Origin of the sequence: Sorangium sp. So ce448, assembly GCF_051520915.1 — a bacterium.
Taxonomy (GTDB): Bacteria; Myxococcota_A; Polyangia; order Polyangiales; family Polyangiaceae; genus Sorangium; species Sorangium cellulosum_B.
The window spans coordinates 9,283,111-9,299,376 of sequence record NZ_CP150343.1; the positions used below are offsets into that span (position 1 = coordinate 9,283,111).

General features: G+C 73.6%; 14 protein-coding genes. 5 read left to right on the plus strand and 9 right to left on the minus strand.

Translation table 11 applies throughout. The features are described 5' to 3' along the window. Window positions 1-56 precede the first annotated feature (56 nt). Both WMF45_RS35210 and WMF45_RS35215 read left to right on the plus strand, forming a co-directional pair. Window positions 57-2,609 (plus strand): alpha/beta fold hydrolase, encoded by a 2,553-nt coding sequence (locus WMF45_RS35210; protein ID WP_437709817.1) that lies wholly within the window; start codon window positions 57-59, stop codon window positions 2,607-2,609. A gap of 376 nt (window positions 2,610-2,985) precedes the next feature. After that, window positions 2,986-4,740 (plus strand): hypothetical protein, encoded by a 1,755-nt coding sequence (locus tag WMF45_RS35215; RefSeq protein WP_437709819.1) that lies wholly within the window; start codon window positions 2,986-2,988, stop codon window positions 4,738-4,740. Window positions 4,741-4,790: 50 nt separating this feature from the next. Here the strand turns inward: WMF45_RS35215 and WMF45_RS35220 are convergent, their stop codons facing one another. Next, window positions 4,791-5,573, minus strand: coding sequence for a class I SAM-dependent methyltransferase (locus WMF45_RS35220; RefSeq protein ID WP_437709820.1), 783 nt, complete (start codon window positions 5,571-5,573; stop codon window positions 4,791-4,793). 76 nt (window positions 5,574-5,649) lie between these two features. Between WMF45_RS35220 and WMF45_RS35225 the strand changes: the two genes are divergently transcribed. Continuing rightward, window positions 5,650-6,486: an AraC family transcriptional regulator gene (locus WMF45_RS35225; protein WP_437709822.1), complete on the plus strand. Its 837-nt coding sequence runs from the start codon at window positions 5,650-5,652 to the stop codon at window positions 6,484-6,486. 78 nt (window positions 6,487-6,564) lie between these two features. Here the strand turns inward: WMF45_RS35225 and WMF45_RS35230 are convergent, their stop codons facing one another. Beyond that, window positions 6,565-7,446: an OmpA family protein gene (locus WMF45_RS35230; protein ID WP_437709824.1), complete on the minus strand. Its 882-nt coding sequence runs from the start codon at window positions 7,444-7,446 to the stop codon at window positions 6,565-6,567. A gap of 301 nt (window positions 7,447-7,747) precedes the next feature. Between WMF45_RS35230 and WMF45_RS35235 the strand changes: the two genes are divergently transcribed. Together WMF45_RS35235 and WMF45_RS35240 are read left to right on the plus strand one after the other, a co-directional pair. Beyond that, on the plus strand, window positions 7,748-8,764 hold the full coding sequence (locus WMF45_RS35235) for an isocitrate/isopropylmalate dehydrogenase family protein (RefSeq protein WP_437709826.1): 1,017 nt from the start codon (window positions 7,748-7,750) through the stop codon (window positions 8,762-8,764). A gap of 25 nt (window positions 8,765-8,789) precedes the next feature. Continuing rightward, window positions 8,790-9,626: a hypothetical protein gene (locus WMF45_RS35240; RefSeq protein WP_437709828.1), complete on the plus strand. Its 837-nt coding sequence runs from the start codon at window positions 8,790-8,792 to the stop codon at window positions 9,624-9,626. A 49-nt stretch (window positions 9,627-9,675) separates the two neighbouring features. On the opposite strand, the gene WMF45_RS35245 is transcribed toward WMF45_RS35240, so the two are convergent. From WMF45_RS35245 to WMF45_RS35275, 7 genes are all read right to left on the minus strand, one after another. Beyond that, window positions 9,676-10,386, minus strand: a complete 711-nt coding sequence (locus WMF45_RS35245) for a hypothetical protein (protein ID WP_437709830.1) — start codon at window positions 10,384-10,386, stop codon at window positions 9,676-9,678. Continuing rightward, complete coding sequence (locus WMF45_RS35250) at window positions 10,383-11,147, minus strand: Smr/MutS family protein (protein WP_437709832.1); 765 nt, start codon at window positions 11,145-11,147, stop codon at window positions 10,383-10,385. Before WMF45_RS35250 ends, WMF45_RS35245 begins: the two co-directional genes overlap by 4 nt. After that, window positions 11,140-11,517 carry a hypothetical protein gene (locus WMF45_RS35255; RefSeq protein WP_437709834.1) on the minus strand — a complete coding sequence of 126 codons (378 nt, stop codon included), beginning with the start codon at window positions 11,515-11,517 and terminating at the stop codon, window positions 11,140-11,142. Before WMF45_RS35255 ends, WMF45_RS35250 begins: the two co-directional genes overlap by 8 nt. Window positions 11,518-11,783: 266 nt before the next feature. Next, window positions 11,784-12,179, minus strand: a complete 396-nt coding sequence (locus WMF45_RS35260; protein WP_437709836.1) for a hypothetical protein — start codon at window positions 12,177-12,179, stop codon at window positions 11,784-11,786. A gap of 256 nt (window positions 12,180-12,435) precedes the next feature. Beyond that, window positions 12,436-13,644, minus strand: coding sequence for a serine hydrolase domain-containing protein (locus WMF45_RS35265; protein WP_437709838.1), 1,209 nt, complete (start codon window positions 13,642-13,644; stop codon window positions 12,436-12,438). A 213-nt stretch (window positions 13,645-13,857) separates the two neighbouring features. Continuing rightward, a complete protein-coding gene (locus WMF45_RS35270) occupies window positions 13,858-14,391 on the minus strand; it encodes an NUDIX hydrolase (RefSeq protein ID WP_437709840.1) in 534 nt (177 codons plus the stop codon). 12 nt (window positions 14,392-14,403) lie between these two features. After that, window positions 14,404-15,825 (minus strand): YcbK family protein, encoded by a 1,422-nt coding sequence (locus WMF45_RS35275; RefSeq protein WP_437709842.1) that lies wholly within the window; start codon window positions 15,823-15,825, stop codon window positions 14,404-14,406. Window positions 15,826-16,266: the final 441 nt, after the last annotated feature.

Genomic DNA, 16,266 nt, shown 5'->3' on the forward strand with positions numbered 1-16,266 from the left:
GCCATTGCGCTGCCCACAGCGCGCACGGAGAATGCCGCTCCGGAGAACAGCAGCGCATGATCCCGTGCCCGTCCGACGACGCCCTGGCCACCTGGCTCGCGGGCAACTTCCCGCACGACGACGCGGCGACCATCCGCGGGCACGTGGCCGGCTGCGACGGCTGCCGCGCGCGGCTCTCGACGCGCCCCAGCGAGAGCGACCTCGGGGCGCCGCTCTTCCTCAACACGATGCACCAGCGCTTGGGCGCGAGCGAGCGGCCGCCGTCGCCCCCGCTCTCCTGGGCGCCGCCCTCGGCCTTCGACGACTACCGCGTGGTGCGGCCGCTCGGCCGCGGGGGCATGGGGCAGGTGTACCTCGCTCACGACGAGGTCCTCGACCGGCCCGTCGCGCTCAAGTTCGTCGCGGCGGACAGCCCGGATCCCAGGACCATCGAGCGGCTGCGCGTCGAGGCCCGCGCCATCGCGCGCCTCCAGCACCCCAACGTCGTCGCCGTCTACCGGATCGGCGAGGTGCGCGGGCGGCCGTACATCGCCTACGAGTTCGTCGAGGGCGAGCCGCTCGAGCTGCTCCCGAAGCCGATCCCGTGGCCCGCCGCGCTGCGCCTCGCGCTCGGCCTCGCCCGCGGGCTCGCCGCGGCGCACCGGCGGGGCGTCCTCCACCGCGACATCAAGCCGGCGAACGTGATGCTCGACGCGAGCGGCGAGGTGAAGCTGCTCGACTTCGGCCTCGCCAAGCTCGCCGACCGGCCCGGCGCCCCCGCCCTCGACGCGGGCCCTCGCGCCGCGCCGAGCTCCGCCGTCGCGCCCGCGCCGTGGGCGCTCGCGGACATGTCCGCCCTGACGACCGCGATCCCGGTGGCGCTCGACGCGGCCTCCGCGCTCGTGACCGCGAGCCTGACCGACGGCGGCGTGATGATGGGCACGCCGCTCTACCTCGCGCCCGAGCTCTGGGCGGGCACCGCCGGCACGCCCCGCTCCGACGTCTACGCGCTCGGGCTGGTCTTCTACGAGCTGTGCGCGGGCCGGCTGCCTCACGCGGGGCTCGACGTGCACGCGATCGCCAGCTGGGTGACGGCGCGGGCGCTCCCGCCGCTGCGCTCGATCTGCCCCGACGTCCCGGAGATGTTCGCGGCCGTCATCGATCGCTGCGTCCTGCGCGAGCCGGAGGCGCGCTTCGCGTCGGCCGAGGAGGTGCAGGCCGCGCTCGAGGAGACCGAGGCGCTCTGCCGGGCGTTCCAGATCGTGCGCCCCGCGTCGTCCCCCGCGAGCGCGCAGGACGCGGGCGCGGACGTCGTGCGCGCCTCGTTCGAGCGCCTCGCCCCGCGCGCGGAGGCGCTCGTGACGCGCTTCTACGAGCGGCTCTTCGCCCGCGAGCCGGCGCTCCGGGCGCTGTTCCCGCCGGACATGCGCGAGCAGCGGCTCAAGCTCGCCGCGGCGCTGCAGCTCGTCGTCGACAACCTGCGCGCGCCGGACAAGCTGGTCGAGATGCTCGAGGCGCTCGGCCGCCGCCACGCGGCGTACGCCGCGTTGCCCGAGCATTTCGACGCCGTGGGCCGCGCGCTGCTCGAGGCGCTCGAGGAGCTCGAGGGGGACGCGTGGTCGCCCGTCACCGCGCGGGCGTGGGCGGGCGCGTACGCGCAGGTCGCCGAGGCGATGCGGCGCGGGCTCGAGGCCGCGCGGGAGGGGGTGGTCTCCTCCACGCGGGCGCCCGCGCGGCTGCACGCGGCGGAGACCCGCCTCGCCACGAGCGCCGACGCGAGCCTGGCCTACAGGATCGCGGGCGCCGGGCCGATCGATCTGGTGCTGGTCCAGGGGTGGGTGACGCACGTGGAGGCCGCGTGGGAGGGCGCGCTCATCTCCCGGTTCTTCGCCGAGCTCGGCGCGTGGGCGCGGCTCATCGTGCTCGACCAGCGCGGCACCGGGATGAGCGAGCGCGAGGGCGCGGGCGCCCCGGCCGAGCAGCAGGCGGAGGATCTGCTGGCGGTGCTGGACGCGGCCGGCGTGGCGCGCGCCGCGCTCCTCGGCGTCGGCGCCGGGTTCGCGCCGTGCGCGCTGCTCGCGGCGGCGCACCCGGCGCGGGCGCGCGCCCTGATCGCGCTCGGGAGCGCGGCGCAGATGTCTGCCTGGCCGGGGTGCCTCTTCGGGCTCGCCGGCGAGGCCGCCGAGGAGGCCGAGCGCGCGCTGCGGAGCGGCTGGGGCGAGCCGCTCTTCCTCGATCGCCTGGCCCCGTCCGCGGCGGATGACGGCGCCTTCCGGCGCTTCTGGGCCGCGTACCTGCGCCACGGCGCGAGCCCTGGCGGGGCGGCGCGCATGCTCCGGGCACACGCTGCGGCCGACATCCGCTCCGCGCTGGGCCGGGTGAGCGCCCCGACGCTCGTGCTGCACCGCGCCGGCGATCGGGCCGTCCCGGCGGCGGCCGGGCGCGACCTCGCCGGCCGCATCCGCGGCGCGCGCCACGTCGAGCTGCCAGGCGACGATCACCTGCCGTTCGTCGGCGAGTCAGGTCCGCTGCTCGCCGAGCTGCGGGCCTTCCTTGGCGCGGATGCCGGGGGGAGCCCCGTCTCGGGCCTCGTGCCTTCCGCGGCGCTCGGCGCCGCCTCCGGCGGCTGACGCGCTTGGCGCGGGGCCAGGTACGCGGTGCGTCGTCACCCGGCTCGCGCCGCGGAGCTCTCGTGGACACTCCTGCGCCCCGCAACGAGCCGCCGGCCCCGCGCCGCCGCTCGGACGCTCGCTCAACCGATGTTTGCCCGCGCTACGATGAGCCTATGAGCTGACGAGCTGACGAGCTGATGAGCTGATGAGCTCGAGTTCAGCGTGCGGACGTCCGCGTCTCCGGCTTCGCCCGATATGACTTGAGAGTTCTCCTTATCTCGATGTCTCTCCAGGAAAAGGGAAACATCCTGTCTACCTTGCGATCCCATGATTCCCCCGCTAGCTTGAATTGATGATGGGATGGTCGCGCCCGCTGACCTGCTGTGTCGCTGCCGTGCTTGGCGCATTCGCGAGCGCTTGCTCCGGGACGGAGCAGGGCTCTGCCGGCGCAGCGGCAGGCACGGCGGGCGCAGGCGGGGCGGGAGGCGACGGCAGCGCCGAGAGCGCGGGCAGCGCCGAGAGCGCGGGCGGCGCCGAGAACGCGGGCGGCGAGGACGCGGGCGGGGGCGCCGACTGCCCTCCTGGTGAGGAAGGCTGTCCGTGTGGGCCTCTGGGCCAGTGCGACGACGGGCTCCGCTGCGCAGACGGCGCATGTATTTCGGAGCGTGCCAGCGCGGATGATGATCCGAGGGTCGACGGCGACTGCGACTGGCGGGGAGGCCCGGAGGATCCCTCGTTCCAGCGCTCGGATACGTGGGGCACCACGGGGGCAGCGCTCGTCTCCCCCGAGGTCGAGGGCAACGGCAACCCCGGGGCCGGCGTCATCGGGAGAGACGCGGTGTGCCAGATGGCCGGCTTCTATCAGCGCCTCTCGATGCCGGATCTCGCGTGCGCCGGGCCGCTCCTGCTCACGTTCGCCGCGCGCATCGGCTGCGAGCTCGCGATGGACTGCCTCGGCCCGCCGGGGGTCGGGGTCCGGATCGACGGAGGGATCACCGACCTCGATCTCATGCCCTCTTCGTCCTTTGCCCCGCAACGCGTGTGCCTGGGAGAGCGCGCCTACGGCAGGCCGATCGAGCTGCTCCTCGGGCCCGCCCGGCGTTCTCCCCTGTGCGATGAGGACACCGGACAGGACTTCACGCTGACGTTCGATGACGTCGCCCTTCAGCCTGATGAAATGAACGAGTGTCCGCCGCCTGGCCAGGTGCTGAACGGCGACTTCGAAGCAGGCGCCGCCGGCTGGAAGGCGACTGCCGAGGGCGGCGTCTCCGAGATCGAGCGCGGCCTGGGCCAGGGCGGCGGCAAGGGCGGACATCTCGCCACCACGCTGTTCTGCCAGGCTCCCTCGCTCGAGGGCGCGCTCTCGGCGCCCTTGCCGTCCGCCGCGCTGCCGAGCCCGGCGCTCCGCATCTGGAGCCGGGGCAGCCCTGGGGCGATCGTCGACGTGATGCTGAGCACGCACCGGCTGACGGCCCTGACGGGCACGGGCGAAGCGCAGGTCTCGCATGCCTGCTTGCCCCGGTGGGCGCTCGGCATGGCGCACCGCCTCGCGTTCGCCTTCCGGAACCGGCACAGCCAGCCGTGCATGGAGGAGAACAAGCGGGACTTCACGGTGGATGATCTCGCCATCGTCTCTGACGACCGCTGCCCGGGAGACGCGCCGATCTTCGACCCGGGCTTCGAGAACCCCGGCGCCGACGCAGGCCTCTCGCCGACATGGGTCCTCAACGCGGAGGACCCCGCGCGCGGCAGCGCCAGGCTCGCCGTCGACTCAGCGGCCGCGCACGCCGGCGACGTCTCGCTCTCGCTGTCCGTGCGGAAGCCGTGCCGCGAGCCCTCGGCCTCCACCGTGTTCACCGTCCCCGAGCCTCAGGGGACGGCCGGTCCGGCGCTGAAGTTCTGGTACCGCACGAGCCACCTCCTCGCGGCGACCGCCTCCTCGACGCCAGGAGGCGCCCTGGCTGCCAGCGAGCGCTGGACGCAACAGACGATCTGCCTGGATCCGCGCACGGCGGGCAGGCCCCAGCCGATCTCTTTCAAGATAAGAGCCAGCGGCACCTGCGATGCGCCGCTCGACGACGAGGCCTTGCACGTGGACGACGTCGAGGCGACGACCGATCCCTCCTGCCCGGCCGGGGCGCTCCCCTGAGCTGCGGAGTCCTGGCGCCTCGAGTCGCCGGGCAGAAGGTGCCTCTCGGCTCAGCCGCGCTTCCGGCCCACCACGATGACGATCGGATAGGCGAAGTGGACCTCGTCCCCCCGGAGCTCTGCGCCCACGCCGAGCGCGTCGACGCCGACGTCGGCGCGGTAGAGGGCCCGGAGCCGGTCCGCTCCGCCGGGCTCCGGGAAGGAGGCCCGGAGCGCGGCCTCGAGCTCCACCTCGAGCCGGTACCGCGTCGTCGTCTCGATCTCCAGCCCCGCCGCGTCGAACAGGGCGCCGAGCTCGCGCTCGGTGACCGCGCTCGCGTGCGACGGATCGCGGATCTTCTCGGCGGCGTCGTACGCCGCCCGCTTGTCCTCGGCCGGCGCCACGTCGATCACGGCGACTCGCCCGCTCCTCTGGCACACGCGGGCCATCTCGCGCAGCGTCACGAGCGGCTCCAGCAGGTGATGGAAGCTGTAGCGCGTCGTGACCAGGCGATAGCTCTCGTCCGGATAGGGCAGCCGGCTCGCGTCGCCGAGCTCCCAGGTGACATTGGAGAGGCCGAGGCTCGCCTGCCTCTTCCGCGCCTCGTCCAGCATCGCCGGGACGATGTCGAGCCCCCGCACGCTCGCCACGCGCTGGGCCAGCGCGCAGGCGACGATCCCCGGCCCGCAGGCCACGTCGAGGGCCGCGTCGCCCGGCGCCGGGGCGAGCGCGTCGAGCAGCAGCCCCATGGCGGATTCCGCCGAGTGGGCCCGGACCTCGGCGAACGGCCTGGCCTGGCGGGTGAACTGTTCCTGTATCAACGCATCGTGCGCCGCGGGAGTGGCTTCCTTCATGGCGCTCGAGGGTGGACGCGCTCCGGCTTTACGGCTGCCCGCGAACGGACAAAGATCACCGCCGAGAGGCCACGCCTTGCAAGCCCGCGTCCTGACCCCGACGGAGACCACCGAGCACCTCGCGCGCCTCGGGCTCGATCATGCCGGCGCGCGCGCGTTCTCCTACGAAGACGAGCTGCGGGGGGCCGTGTACGGCTGGCACACCCACGCGCGGCACCAGCTGCTCTGTCCTCTGGCCGGCACGGCGCGCCTCGAGGTCGAGGACGCGTCCTTCCTGCTCCCCCCGCAGCTCGCCGCGCTCATCCCCGCGGGCGAGCGGCACGCCACCACCTGCGGCGACGCGTCCATCGTCTCGATTTACTTCGAGCCCGCCGCGTTCCCCTCCCCCCTCGCGGCGGTGAGGATCTTCGAGATCCCCGCGCTCCTGCGCGAGATGGTGATCTACGCGCGCCGCTGGCCGGTCGCGCGGCGCCCGGACGACGCCGCGGCCAACACGTTCTTCGCGGCGATGGCGGACATCATCGGCCCGCTCCTCGATCGCGGCGCCACGTACCGGCTGCCCCGCGGCAAGACGCGGCCGGTGCAGCGCGCGATCGAGTGCGCGCTGCGCGACGTCTCCAGCGCCGATCTCCCGCGGGCCGCCGCGTTCGCCGGGGCGACCGAGCGCACGCTGCGGCGGCGGTTCCGCGAGGAGACCGGCGTCACGTGGCGCGGCTTCGTCACGCGCGCGCGCGTGCTCCGGGCGATCGACCTGCTCTCCAGCCCGAGCGCCAGCGTCACGCAGGTCGCGCTGGACGTCGGCTTCCAGAGCCTCGGCGCGTTCGCCGCCGCGTTCCGCGCCGTCACCGGCCAGACGCCGAGCGAGTTTCGCAGGACCGCCCGGCCATCGCCGGGCGGTGGACACAAGGGCTGACCTGAGCCGATCTGACGGCGCGGACGCGCCCCTCGAAGAGCGCGCCGCGGACGGCGGCGCGCTCCGCGAGGTCGCGGGTCACTGCGTGATCGCCCGGAGGTCGAGCATCTCTTCGACGCTCGGGACCACGATGAGGTCGCAGCGGCGGTTCTTCTGCCGGCCCTCGTCGGTGTCGTTGGTCGCGACCGGATCGGTGTCCGCGAAGCCCGCCGCGCTCCAGTTCGCGACGGGGAGCGCGCCCCCGCCGCCCTTGACGTCGGCCGGGCTGACGAGGAACACGAGCACCTCGCGGGCGCGCATCAGCGACAGGCCCCAGTTGTCGCGGAACTGGCCGCCCACGAGCGGCTTGTTGTCCGTGTGGCCGGCGACCTGGTAGTCGCGCTGGAGCAGCGACTTGTCGTTCTTGACGACCGTCGCCACCTTGAGGAGGATCTCCTTGCCCTCCTTCTTCAGCGTCTCGCGCCCGGAGTCGAAGAGGACGTCGCCCGGCAGCGAGATGACCATCCGGTTGTTCCGGATGTTCACCGCCAGGCCGAGCTTCGTGAGCTCGTCCAGCTTCTTCTTGAGCGTCTCGAACCGCGCCTTGATCGCCTCCAGCTGGCGGGCGCGGGCCTTGAACTCGGCGAGCGCCTTCTCGCGCTCCTCCAGCGTCGAGCTCAGCTGCGACACCTGCGTGCTCGTCGCCTGGAGGTTCTCGTTCAGCTTGCCGATGTCGACCCCGGCCGCCTCGAGCTGCTTCGTCAGCTCCGCGACCTTCGCCTGGGTCGCCTCGAGCTCCTTCTGCGTCTCGGCGAGGCGGCCCTCCGTGGTCTGGTGCTGGCTCTGAAGGCGGTTGTACTTGTCGAGCTGGGCCTTCCACTCCTCCTCGGAGTAGCCGCACCCCAGCGAGGACGACGCGATCACGGCAGGCAGGAAGGCCGCGAAGGCGGTTCTGCGACCTTTCAAGACACGAGGGTGCATGAGCACGCTCCTTCACTCTAGTTGGTGAACATGGGCCGGGGCCGATGGCTCGGCCCGCGCCCGGTTCCAGGTGACAGCGGCCTGTCAGGCCGTGCGGACGCGTACCCTACCGAGGTCGCGCGCGATTGTAAAAGGCCGTATCGAGCCGCCCGACCCCCGCCTCGCGCGCCTCTCTCCGTCGCCGCGCCCCGCCACCGCGTCCGCCAGGCGCGGCGCGCTGACGCGGCGCGTGGTTGCGCCATCACAACACCGTCGCGCTTGTCCATTGTTCCCTCCTGCGCACCTGCTAATGGGACGGCCCATGGCCTATCGCATCACGCTGATCCCGGGCGACGGCATCGGCCCGGAGGTGGTGACGGCGACTCAGGATGTGGTCTCCGCGGCCGGCGTCGCCGTCGACTGGGAGATCCATCACGCGGGCATCGAGGTCGCGAAGCTGACGGGCTCGCCGCTCCCCCTCCCCGTGCTCGACGCCGTGCGGAAGAACCGGATCGCCCTGAAAGGCCCGGTGACGACGCCGATCGGGGGCGGGTTCCGCTCGGTCAACGTCACGCTCCGGCAGACGCTCGACCTCTACGCGAACGTGCGGCCGATCCGCAGCCTGCCGGGCGTCGACCCGCGGTTCGACGTCGACATGGTCATCGTGCGCGAGAACACCGAGGGGCTCTACGCCGGGCTCGAGCTCATGATCCTGCCCGGCGTGGCCCAGAGCATCAAGCTCACGACCGAGCGGGGCTCGACGCGCATCGCCGAGTTCGCGTTCCGGTACGCGAAGAAGCACGGCCGGAGCAAGGTGACGATCGTCCACAAGGCGAACATCATGAAGATCTCCGACGGCCTCGCGCTCGACTGCGCGCGGCGGGTGGCCGTGGGGCACCCCGAGATCCAGCTCGGCGAGATGATCGTCGACGCGGCGGCCATGACGATGGTCCGCGATCCGAACCGGCTCGGCGTGATCGTGACGGAGAACCTCTACGGCGACATCCTCTCGGACCTCGGGGCCGGCCTGGTCGGCGGGCTCGGGATCGTGCCCGGGGCGAACATCGGCGACGACGCGGCGGTCTTCGAGGCGGTGCACGGGTCGGCGCCGGACATCGCGGGCAAGGGCTACGCGAACCCGACGGCGCTCGTGCAGAGCGCCGTGATGATGCTGCGGCACCTCGGCGAGCACGACGCGGGCGATCGGATCGAGCGGGCGCTGACGACGCTCTACCGGGCCGGCCAGGTGCGCACGCGCGACCTCGGCGGCGCCGCGAGCACGAGCGACTTCACCCGGGCGCTCTGCGCGGAGATCGAAAGGCCTCGCGCCGAGGCCTAGCGGAGGGCATCCTGATCCCGCAGACGTGGGATCCGCCTTCACGTGGCTGCTCGAGTGGTGCGCCGAGCTCGTCGGCGCGACGGACGGGGCTGCCGGCGCCGCGGGCGACGACGCGAGGCGCCGGCGGCGGCTGCTGCTCTTCCTCGCGCTCTCGTCGCTCGTCGCGGCGAGCTACTTCCTCAGCGAGATCTGGGGTGTGAAGGGCCTGCTCCCGGCCGCCCTGTTCTTCGCGCTCGCTGTGAAGGCGACGCGCGCCGTCCTCGACGCGCGCGCGTCCCTGTGGCGCGCCGCCGCGCTCGACCTCGAGGACCCGGCGCAGCGCCCGCGCGCCGGCGCGGATCCGTGGTTCTCCCCCCCGACGGCGAGGGTCCTGCGCGCGCTGGCCGCCGTGATCGACGCCGCGCGCCGCGAGCGCTACGCGGCCGCGCTGGAGCGGCTCCCGTCGGTCGATCGGGCCGCGCTCCGGCCCGACGAGGCGCGGCTGCTCGAAGCGGCCCGCGCGCTGCTCTCGCTGGGCCTCGGCGACCCGACGCGCGCGGCGCAGCAGGCGATCGTCGCGCTGCCCACGGGGATCGACGCCATCGACGCGCGGCTCGGCCGCGTGGTGATCGCCGACGCGTGGAAGAGCCCCGCGCGGCTCGAGGCGATCGATCGCGCGTGGCGGCGGGAGCTCCAGGGCGGCGTGGCGTCCCAGGCGCTCGAGCGCCTCCTGTCGCTGTCGCGGCTGCGCTTCGCGCCGCACGCGCTGGAGGCGCTCCAGCCCGTCGAGGCGCGCGCGCTGTCGGCCGAGGCCTGGTCGATCGGGGAGGAGGAGCTCGCCGCGGCGCTCGAATCCCGCGCGCGGAGCGGCGTCTACCGCTGAACCGGCGGCGCGCGGTGGCGGCTCGCGCGGCTCGCGCGGCTCGCGCGGCTCACGGCGGCGGCTCGCGCGGCACGGCGGGCGCGGTCTCGCGCAGGAGGCGGAGGCCGCCGAGCGAGATCTCGACCACCGCGGCGAGCCGCTCCGCCACGAGCCGCTCCGCGGAGGGCCCCGCGGCGCGCGTCTCCGCGATGAAGGCGAAGCAGCGCCGGCCGGAGCCGCCGAAGGCGACCGCGAAGCCGTCGATCGGCGCTCCCGGCGGGGTGTCGGCGACGCCGATCGCCACGACCGTGTCGAACCCCTCCGGCACGTCGATCCGGCGCTCGGCGGCGGTGAGGCCCTCGCCGGGGCGCGGCAGGTCGCGCCAGAGCCGCGCGCGCGCCTCGCACGCCGCGCGGCTCGCGCGGCCGTCCTCGCGCCAGGTGCGCACGAGCAGCGACGTCGACGACGCGGCGTGGGTCGCGACGAGCCAGGGGCCCTCGCCGTCCTCGACGCGGAAGCCGCGCGCGTCGGGAAGGGGGAGCCGGAGATCGAAGCGATCCGAGCGGTATTCGCCGAGCTCGCCGTCGCCGAGCGTCGACGCCGCCTGCGCGGGCGGCGCGGGCTTCGGCGGCTCGGGCGGCGCGGCCGGGGTCGGCGCGCACGCGGGTACAAGGGCGAGCAGCGCGGCGGCCGGCGCGAGGGCGCGGCGCCGCGCGCGCGCCTCCGGCTGCGGCCCGTGCCCCGGCGCTCCGGCGGGCTCGGCGCGCGGCTCCGGCCTCATCGCGTGAGCAGGACGAGCAATACGCCTGCGCCGCCCTCCGCGTCCGGGGCCGTCGCGAAGGCGGCGACGTGGCGGGCGACGCGGCCGTTGCTCAGCCAGGCGGCGATCTCGCCGCGGAGCACCGCGTGGCCGCCGGGCGAGTGGTTGCCCTTGCCGTGGACGATGGCGACGACGCGGTCGCCGTCGCGCTGGCGCTTGCAGACGAACGCCTCGACGGCCTCGCGCGCCGCCTCGAGCCTCAGGCCGTGCAGATCGAGGGTGCCGTCGACGGCGTAGCGTGCGCGGCGGAGCCGCCTGAGCTCGCGCGGATCGACGTCGAGGCGCCGGCCCTCGATCCGCTCGCTGTCGTCCGTGGTCTCGAACTTGATCCCCTCGATGACGAGCGAGCGCATGCGCGAGCGCGCGTCCTCGTCCGGATCGAACGTGATCGTCGGGAGCGCGGCCCGCTCGACGCGGCTGGCGGTGACCGGGATCCGGGTCGCGCGATCCTCGAGCACGCGGACGCCGGCCATGTAGATGGCGAAGGTCTCGGGGTCGACGGGCCGCGGCGCCTGCTCGGCGCCAGCCCGCGGCGCCGCGCCTGCGCCCGGGGGCGCGGGCGATCTCGTCCTGGGCCTCGCCTCGGGCGAGGCCACCGTCGCCTTGGGCTTCGCCTCGGGCGAGGCCGCCGTCGCCTTGGGCTTCGCCTCGGGCGCCGGCTTGGCCTTGGCCTTGTTCAGCTGCCGGAGCGTGGAGAACGGCTGATAGAACGCCTCATTCACCTTGCGCGCCGCCGCCTTCGCGGCTCGCGCCGGGCTGGCCGTCGTTCTCGTGTCTCTCTCGCTCTTCGCGCCCTTCGCCATCCCCCAGAACATCGCTCGCGAGCCCGCGGAGTGCAAACCGGACGGCTTCGATGCCGGCGAGCTGCCCGTCCTCGAAGTGCCAGTCGGGGTCGTCGAGGCCGGGGAAGTCGTGCGGGTTGCGGATGTCCTCGGCCGTGAGCGTGGGGATGAGGCGCCGCGCGAGGTCGATGACCTTGGCCCTCTGCGCGCCCTCCATGTCGGCGAGCAGCGCGAAGATGCGATGGAAGAGCTCGGCGGGCGAGGGGGCGGCTTGCGGCGCGCCGGGGCGAGCCGCGTCGTGAGAGCGCATCGGGCGCAGCATACGTCATCGCGCCGGGCGCGCCGCGCGCCCCGCCCCGGCGCGCGAGGCCGCGCGCGGAGCTCAGCCGCCTCCCGCGCGTGGCAGCCCGGGCCGCGGCGAGGGAGAGCGGGGCTCCGCCGGCACCCCGAACGGCTCGTCAGGCGCGCAGGAGAGGGCGCGCCGTGACCGACGCCCCCGCCCGCCCTACGGTTTCCACTCCGCGCGGCGCGAGGGACGGGGACCCACCCGCCCCCGGCGCCGCTCCTGGATCGAGGTCAGCGAGGCTCTCCGAGGCGCATGATCGGCCCGGGGCGGTCCTCTGCCGGCGTTGCCTCTGATCGCCCGGGGTCATGGGGCTGCCCGTAGGGATGGAAGTCCCCGTACGGCCTGAAGGGTCTGAACGGCCGGAAGTGCCCATACGGCCTGAAGGGTCTGAACGGCCGGAAATGCCCATACGGCCTGTGCGGCCCGAAGGGCCTGAACGGCCGGAAATGCCCATGATATGGGACGTCATCCGGGGGAATCCTGGCGTCGGCGAAGTCCGGGCTCGTCGTCTCCTCGACGAGCACGAGTTCTTGAATGGGCGTCGTGCTCCCCGCAGCAGCCATCTGCGCGGTGCCGAGCGCCATTCCGGACAGCGCCAGGCCCCCGAGCGCTTTCACCAGCTTCATCACGGAATCCTTTCGCGATGCGAGCGTCTTGCCGGGCGTCATCCCGTGCGGGCTGCGTCCATGGCGATGCAAGCGTGAGGCCCGTTCGAGGCGGACCGCTCGTGCCACGCCGCGACGGCGCGGGTTCCTGACACCGCGGCTCGGCGCCGCGCGCGCCTCGCACGCCGCGGGGCGCCTCGTGTGCGCGCGGCGGACAGCGACCGGTACCGGCCTGCGCGCGTGCGCGTCGATATCGACGCGGCGGCCCCTTCCCGGCTCAGGGCGTGATCAGGACATTCGACAGATCATCGACGATCCTGCCGACATCGCCGCCGTCGAGATTGACGAGCACGGTGACAGAAGCATCCTTGTCGACCGCGTAATAAGACGACGACGTGAAGCCCCAGATACCGCCGTCGTGACCGACCTGGACGCCGAGCGGAGACTCCCGGCGCGACAGCCCGAGGCCGTACCCGGTGACCTCGCCGAGGGGCGCGTCGACCCACGCGGTCATCTCTTCGAGCTCGGCGGGGCCGAGCAGCGTGCCGTCGAGCAGCTTGCGGTAGAAGCTCGTGAGGTCGCCCGTGGTCGAGACCAGCGCGCCCGCCGCGCCGGCGGCGGACGCGTCGATCGCGGAGGTCATCTCGACGAGCTCCCCTCGGCTCCGCCCGTAACCGTGCACGAGGCCGGGCAGGGCCTCCTCGGCGCCGTCGAGGTAGGTGTGCGCGAGCCCCGCCGGCTCGAGGACGCGGGCGCGGAGCAGCTCGCCGATGGGCTCTCCCGAGGCTGCTTCGAGGATCAGGCCGGCGATGATGTAGTTCGTGTTGGAGTAGGCGAAGCCGCGCCCTGGCTCGAAATACGGCGGCTTCGACGCCGCGAGCTCGATGAGCTCCGCGGGTGTCCACGCGCGCGTCGGATCGTCGAAGGCCGCGGTCCAGAACTCGTCGAGCGCCGTGTAATCGAAGACGCCGCTCGTGTGGTTCAGGATCTGTCGCACAGAGATCTGCTCTCCGCGGGGGACACCGCCGACGTACGCCGAGACGGCGTCGTCGAGCGACAGCCGGCCTTCTGCGCGGAGCATCAGCGCCAGCGTGGAGACGAAGGTCTTCGTGATGCTCCCTGCGCGGAAGAGATCGCCGGCCTGGATGGCCACGTCGGCCTCGGTGTCCGCGACCCCCGCGGCGCCGAGCCAGCTGCACCCGCCGAGATGCACGGCGGCGGCCGCGCCGGGGAGCCTCTGCGCATCCACGGCCGCGTCGAGCGCACTCTGGAGCTCGACCGAGAGCTCGTTGCAGCCGGCGCCCGGCGCAGGGTCTGGGCCGCCAGGACCAGCGGCGGCGCTCCCGACTCCGACGCTCTCACGGCCCTCGTCGTCCGTGGCGGCCACCATGTCGAGCGGAGCGGGCGAGGAGCTCGTGCACCCCGCGAGCAGGACAACGCCAATACAAGAAGAGAAGAGAGCAGTCGGCCGAAGAACACGGCTCATCAATCGGGTCTCCATGGCTTCCCCGTGCGGTCCATTGCTGCGCTCCGCCACGCCGCTCCTGAGCGCCAGGGGCGGCCCCGCGAAGGACGGGCATCAAGACGCGACGGGTCCGACCGTGTCAACCGGTCCGCAAAGAGGCGGGTGCTCTCGCCCACGCCGGACGTCGATAACGCAGCTTATCGCGTGAGTCGGCAGACAGGCCGTTCCCACGAATCACGCAACGGCGAGCGCCCGCAGCAAGGTGATCACGGCGATCGAGTGGCTGATCCGGCCGTCCTGCATCGCCGCCCTCACGTCCTCTGCGCTCATCACGACCGCTTCCGTGCTCTCGTGCTCGTCGCCCTCGGGCTCGGCGACCCGCCGCGCGCCGCGCGCCAGGTAGAGGAAGCAGCGGTTCGCCTGGAGCGCAGGATTCGGGTGCACCCACCCGAGCGTCTCGAGCGACTCCACGGCATACCCCGTCTCCTCCAGGAGCTCGCGCGGCGCAGCGGTCGCCGGCTCTTCCCCTGGATCGACGAGGCCGCCAGCCGTCTCGATGGTCACCGCGTCGACCCCGTGCCGGTACTGCCGCACCAGGACGAACTGACCTTCATCCGTGATCGCGGCCACCGAGATCCAGTCGGCGAGCTCCAGCGTGAAGGCAGGATAAGACGCGCCCGCAGCCATGACTTCATGGCGATGGATCGCGAGCGGACCGAACGTACCGGCGAGCGCCGAGGCGTGCCGGCGAGGAATCGTGATACCCATCCCGCCTCACTACTACGGCGTGCCTCTCGCCGCCTTCTCCGGCACCGCTCCTGTCTTCTCCGTCACCGCTCCCACCTTCTCCAGCGTGGTGGTCGCCTTCTCGGGCGGTCCCGCCTTCTCCTGCGTCGTGCTCGCCGTCTCCGACGCTCTCGCCCTCTCCTGCGTCGCGCTCGCCGTCTCCGGCGCCGCGCTCGCCGCCGTCTCCGGCGCCGCGCTCGCCTTGTTCGGCACAGGGCCCGCCATCTTCTCCGGCGCCGTGCTCGCAGACCTGTCGCGGCGCTCCCGCCGGAGCACCTCCTCCGCATCCTCGCCGGGCATCCGCTCGGTCGCCCCTCGCCCTTCGTCCTGCGGCGGCGGCCACGCGGTCACATAGCGGGGTGCCTCGCCGGGTCCGGACGCATCGATCCACGAGACGCTCCCTGTCCCTGGCGCGCGCACATCGACGTGCACGAACGAGCTGTTCGGATAGTACCCGCAGCCCGTGTCGGCGAGCGCGCGGCAGGCGGCTGCGAGCTCGTCGTTCCGCACCCCGGCGATGCGCAGATCGAGCGCCCGCCCCGTCTGGTGCAGGCTGCCCTGGCTCTGAGGCCGGTACCCGCTCACGAGCGACACGAGCCGGCCCGGGTACCGCCGCGCCAGCGCCTCGATGCGGGAGAGCAGCCCGGGATCGAGCAGCCGCACGCCGGGCGCCATCTCCCCTGCCTGCACCCCGCTCGCCCTGCTCCCGGCGGCTCGCGGCTCATCGCCAGCGCGCCGCCCCTTGCGGCTCGCCGCTTCCGGCCTCCGCGCGGGCGCCCCCTCGTCGGACAGGATCGGCCGCGGCGTGCCCCACGGGCGCGCAAGCAAGGAGAGGGCGCGCCGGGCCTCCTCGCGCGGCTTCCCCTTGCAGTCGACCAGCTCGAGGCGCTCGGGCTCCAGCCCGCTGCGATCCATCGAGAGCACCGGTCCGTGGCACGGCTTCGGAGGCGCCTCCCGCTCCACCCCCTTCTTCGCCCCGCGCCGCTTGCTCTCGGCCGTGCGCGCCGCCCGCCTCTTCTCCTTCTTCCTCTCGCCGCCCGCCTTCTTCTTGGCGCCCGCCTTCGCCGAGCCGCCCGCCTTCGCCGAACCGCCCGCGTTTTCCTCCACGTCTGCAGCCGCGTGCGGCGCGTTCTTGCGGGCACGGGCCCTCCCCCTCCGGTCCCCCGCCCCGTTCGTCTTCTCGTCGCCGCTCGCCGAGGCGCTCTTCACGCGGCGATCGGGCGAGCTCTCCCGCGTCTTCGTTCGCTGCGTTTGCTCCGCGCCTGCGGGGCTCGCCGGCGCGCGGCCCCGACGGGTCTGCTCGCTCTCCTCTTCCCTCGATTCCCCGGACCTCTCGGCAGCGGCGTGCGCCCTGGGCAGCGGCTCCGCGCAGAGGGGCTCCGCCAGGATCGCCGGCACCGCGATGCTCACCAGCACCGAGAGCGCGGCCGCGCGAGCACGCCTCAGGCGCGCACGCGGCTCCCCCCTGCGCACAGCTCCCCCTGCGTCCCGCGGCGCCGCGCCTGCACTGCTCACGGATCGAAGGCTCATCATGGAAAGCTCCAGTCGGGTCGGGTGCGAGTGCCATCCGCCAAGGAGCGGATCTCCCAGACACGGGGTCGCCGCCCGTCCGCAGGATGTGGGATTGGGAAGGGCAGTCAGCGGTCCGCTTCTTGAATCGACCTGGGACGAGACCGGCAACCTCGAAACAGCGTCTCCGAGATGCCCCTCGCGGAAGCTCGCAAGCTCGGAAGGCAACCTCGGAAGGGAGACTCGGAAGGCAAGCTCGGAAGGGACCGAACCTGAGGGCAGGAATGGCATGAAGTGCGGAGGGCAGCCCAATTTTCTGCGGCGCTGACCAAAGGCTGTGGTAGGAAC

Bases quoted from the DNA above. Each gene is read 5' to 3' on its own strand.
- WMF45_RS35210 (WP_437709817.1), top strand. From the start codon at position 57: ATGATCCCGTGCCCGTCCGACGACGCCCTGGCCACCTGGCTCGCGGGC.
- WMF45_RS35220 (WP_437709820.1), bottom strand. From the start codon at position 5,573: ATGAAGGAAGCCACTCCCGCGGCGCACGATGCGTTGATACAGGAACAG.
- WMF45_RS35230 (WP_437709824.1), bottom strand. From the start codon at position 7,446: ATGCACCCTCGTGTCTTGAAAGGTCGCAGAACCGCCTTCGCGGCCTTC.
- WMF45_RS35235 (WP_437709826.1), top strand. From the start codon at position 7,748: ATGGCCTATCGCATCACGCTGATCCCGGGCGACGGCATCGGCCCGGAG.
- WMF45_RS35245 (WP_437709830.1), bottom strand. From the start codon at position 10,386: ATGAGGCCGGAGCCGCGCGCCGAGCCCGCCGGAGCGCCGGGGCACGGG.
- WMF45_RS35255 (WP_437709834.1), bottom strand. From the start codon at position 11,517: ATGCGCTCTCACGACGCGGCTCGCCCCGGCGCGCCGCAAGCCGCCCCC.
- WMF45_RS35260 (WP_437709836.1), bottom strand. From the start codon at position 12,179: ATGAAGCTGGTGAAAGCGCTCGGGGGCCTGGCGCTGTCCGGAATGGCG.
- WMF45_RS35265 (WP_437709838.1), bottom strand. From the start codon at position 13,644: ATGAGCCGTGTTCTTCGGCCGACTGCTCTCTTCTCTTCTTGTATTGGC.
- WMF45_RS35270 (WP_437709840.1), bottom strand. From the start codon at position 14,391: ATGGGTATCACGATTCCTCGCCGGCACGCCTCGGCGCTCGCCGGTACG.